Here is a 229-nt window from a genome sequence, read left to right as displayed (position 1 = left end):
CGCAATAAAGATCGCCGCGATACTCTGATAAAGCGTTGAACCATCCAGATTAAACGAGTAACCGGTCGGCACCACGAAGCTGGTGATCGCTTTCGGCGCACCGTAGGCTTCCATCTTCTCCATGATACGCGGCAGCACCGTTTCCGAACTGGAAGTGGAGTAAGAGAGAATCAGCTCATCCTTCAGGATACGCATCAGCGTGGTAATCCGCAGCTTACAGAAGCGCGCC

General features: G+C 53.3%; 1 protein-coding gene. It reads right to left on the bottom strand.

Annotated features, from left to right (window positions below; translation table 11 throughout):
* The coding region (locus SB756_RS36325) for a cation:dicarboxylate symporter family transporter (protein WP_410914102.1) at positions 1 to 213 on the bottom strand (213 nt) is incomplete at its 3' end.
* Between the last annotated feature and the right edge of the window lie 16 nt (positions 214 to 229).

The sequence above is a fragment of the Pseudomonas sp. SIMBA_068 genome (genome assembly GCF_046534705.1).
GTDB lineage: Bacteria > Pseudomonadota > Gammaproteobacteria > Pseudomonadales > Pseudomonadaceae > Aquipseudomonas > Aquipseudomonas putida.
The sequence above is the reverse complement of the archived record's forward strand: the minus strand, read 5'-3'. Positions and strand labels throughout refer to the sequence as shown.